The sequence below is a fragment of the Deltaproteobacteria bacterium genome, from assembly GCA_022340465.1.
In the GTDB taxonomy this organism is placed as follows: domain Bacteria; phylum Desulfobacterota; class Desulfobacteria; order Desulfobacterales; family B30-G6; genus JAJDNW01.
The window spans coordinates 1-3,171 of sequence record JAJDNW010000046.1; the positions used below are offsets into that span (position 1 = coordinate 1).

The window sequence follows — 3,171 nt, forward strand, 5'->3', positions numbered from 1 at the left end:
GCACCCGGATGCGATCCTCCGGTATTTACACCACCGACGAACATGTATGCCATGACCAAGGCAGTGGCCGACCACGGGGATTACTGACCAGCATTCACAAGCCATCTATTCCTTGTAGTTCAAGGCAGAGCCCTTGTCCGCGGGGTTTGCCATTTTGGAGTAGATCGAGAGGAATCCTGGTTCCGTTTTTTTGGGAGTAGGTTTCCACGTCTTGATGCGTTCTTCGATCTCCTCCGGAGACAGTTCCACATTCAGCTTGCGGTTCGTTACATCTATTTCAATGATATCGCCCTCTTCAATAATTGCCAAAGGGCCGCCTGACGCCGCTTCGGGCGAAATGTGAGCGATCGCGCAGCCTTTATTGGTGCCGGACAGCCTGCCATCCGTGAGAAATGCTACCTTGTCCTGAAATCCTTTGGCGGAAAGCTGCCACAGAAAACGCTGCTGCAGACCCATTCCAGGAGCACCGATGGTTCCAACATTTCTCACGATTACCACGTCACCCGGCTGAATACGGTCATCATCCAGAGCTTCACAGGCATGGTCCTCAGTCTGAAAGATCCTGGCAGGACCTCTATGGTGCATCATTTCTTGCGGGACCGCAGAAATCTTGATCAAGGCACTCCCCGGTGCCAGGTTTCCACGCAGGAAGGCAAGCCCTCCCGTCGCAGCCAACGGGGCATTGATCGGGTGAATTATTTTTCGGTCCCCACAGTCAATTGGCGCAAGATTTTCAACTAACGCACGCCCGGTGACGGTCATTACCCCGCCGGCTATCAACGGTAATATTTCCTTCATTACCGCTGCGATGCCACCGGCTTCATCAAAATCTCCCAGGTGGTATTTGGCCGATCCGGACGGCGCGATGTCCGCAATAAAGGGTGTCTTTCTACTGATCTCGTCGAAGGTTTCCGGTTCAAGAGCAATATCCAATTCAGCGGCAATGGCCGTCAAATGTAATACGGCATTCGGAGATCCGCCTATGGCCATCAGAACCCCAATGGCATTCTTGAAGGCATCGGGAGTAAGGATATCTGAGGTCCTGATGTTTGCCTGGATCAGCTCGACGAGTTGCCTTCCTGCGTCGAATGCGGACCGGATCAGGCGCGAATCGGTACCGGGCAATGTGGCCGTGCCGGGAAGAGACATTCCCAAAGCCTCAACCATGGATGCCATGGTGTTGGCGGTCCCCATCACCGGGCAGGCGCCGCCACCGCGACAGCCCCTGTGGCGCATCTGACGGAACTCCTGACGGCTTATCCTCTTTTCCTTGTAGGCCTTGAAATACGTTGGCGCAACATCCAAGGGCTGCACCACCTCTCCCTTGTATTTGTTCAATGACATGTAGCCGCCCGTAACAAAGATTGAAGGCAGATTGAGACGTGCGGCGGCCATGAGATGGCCCGGGATCACGTCATCACAAACCGGAAGAAAGAGAAGCCCGTCAAAAAGATTCGTTTTTGTCACCGCCTCAATATATCCTGCTATCAAATCCCGGTGGGGAAGATGGTAATTGTCATTTCCCGCCATGCTCGTACAGAGGGCGCTGATGACGAATTCTCTCGGTGTTCCCCCTGCGGCCCAGATACCTGCCTTGGCGGAGGCTACCACTTTGTCCAGATTTGCGGCTGCGGGATTGATCTCCCCCCAACTGCTGACGACCCCTATCTGAGGTCTGCTGATGGCTTCATCGGCATAGCCGATACCAATCAGCATTTGCTCTCGTTCGACACGGGCGTAATCCGGCAGATGACTGTCCTTCTTTTTTATGTTCATGGGGTCTCCTCCTCAGACTCTTCGAGCATCACATGGAAAAAGTTACCTGATAGGAAGAAAAATAGCAACCTGTCTTCGTGGGAATGGCGGGTAGGTAATAGAGCGGGATTGCAGCGATAAAGGGTGAAAGATCTGTCGGAAAAGGAGGGCATTTTCCCCGTAAGGTATTTGATGCAGGGTAGTGTGGTTCTCGAAGTACCACTCCACACCTGCAGGAAGCGCGGATGCACCTGCCCCTTCGCATATTTCATGCCGTTAGAGCCAGTGCTTTCGCAGCATTCTTGATTCGTTTGATGCCTTCGTTAAGTGAGGCCTGATCTACGGCAAATGAGACACGGATATACCCTTCGCCATTATTTCCGAATATGCTGCCAGGTACCACCGCCACGTGGTGCTCCCTGACCAGATACTTGGCAAAATCCCATGAGGTTTTGCCCAAACCGGTGATGTTCGGAAAGGCGTAAAAGGTTGCTTCCGGTCTCAGGCAACGAATGCCATCAATCGCATTCAGCCCCTGGTGAACCAGAGTGCGCCGTTGATCATATTCGGCAACCATTTCACGAACCGTATCCCGGGGGCCGGTGATCGCTGCCAGGGCCGCGCGTTGAACCATGGATGGCACACCGGAAACCATGTGTTCCATCAACTTTTCCATTTCGTCAATGAACGGTTGAGGCGCAACGCAGTATCCTATTCGCCAGCCGGTCATGGCATAGGTTTTTGAAAGGGTGAAGGCGGAAATGGTCCATTCTTTCATCCCTTCAAGAGAGCCAATGCTGATGTGTTTTCTGTCGCCGAAGACGATGTCTTCGTACGGTTCGTCGGATAGAACGAAAATGCCGTTTTTCTGCGCAAGGTGAGCGATCGACTCGAGAACCTGAAGATCGAATACCGCCCCGGTAGGATTAGACGGCGTATTGATGATCATCAGTTTCGTCTTTGGGGTGATGGCTTTTTTCACATCGTCAGGGTCTACCTGAAATCCATTTTCTTCCCTTGCGGGAACCCGGACCGGAATCCCGGAAAACAAACCGATCTGGGAATAATAGTCATATCCAGGATCAACAACAATCACCTCATCGCCGGCATCCACCAGGTGGAGCATGGTGTTGAAAATGACCTGCATCGCCCCCACGGATATGAAAATTTCCGATTCGGGATCGGCATCAATCCGGTTGCGATACATCAGTTTTTCGGCTGCAGCACGGCGGAGATCCAGATATCCCTTGCTGGGAGGATAACGCGTATATCCCTCCTCCAAAGCATCAGTGGCGGCCTGCCTGATATGAACGGGTGTATCAAAATCAGGCTGGCCAATACCCAGATTAACCACGTCGGGAATCTTTTCCGCCAGGGCGGACATGATACGTATCCCTGACCATTGTACTCCCTGAT

2 protein-coding genes are annotated in these 3,171 nt (G+C 52.8%); both read right to left on the minus strand.

What is annotated here, in order from left to right; translation table 11 throughout:
• Positions 1-105: 105 nt before the first annotated feature.
• Positions 106-1,776, minus strand: a complete 1,671-nt coding sequence (locus tag LJE94_07900; GenBank protein MCG6910030.1) for a dihydroxy-acid dehydratase — start codon at positions 1,774-1,776, stop codon at positions 106-108.
• A 247-nt stretch (positions 1,777-2,023) separates the two neighbouring features.
• The coding region (locus LJE94_07905; GenBank protein MCG6910031.1) for a pyridoxal phosphate-dependent aminotransferase at positions 2,024-3,171 on the minus strand (1,148 nt) is incomplete at its 5' end.

Bases quoted from the DNA above. Each gene is read 5' to 3' on its own strand.
- LJE94_07900 (MCG6910030.1), bottom strand. From the start codon at position 1,776: ATGAACATAAAAAAGAAGGACAGTCATCTGCCGGATTACGCCCGTGTC.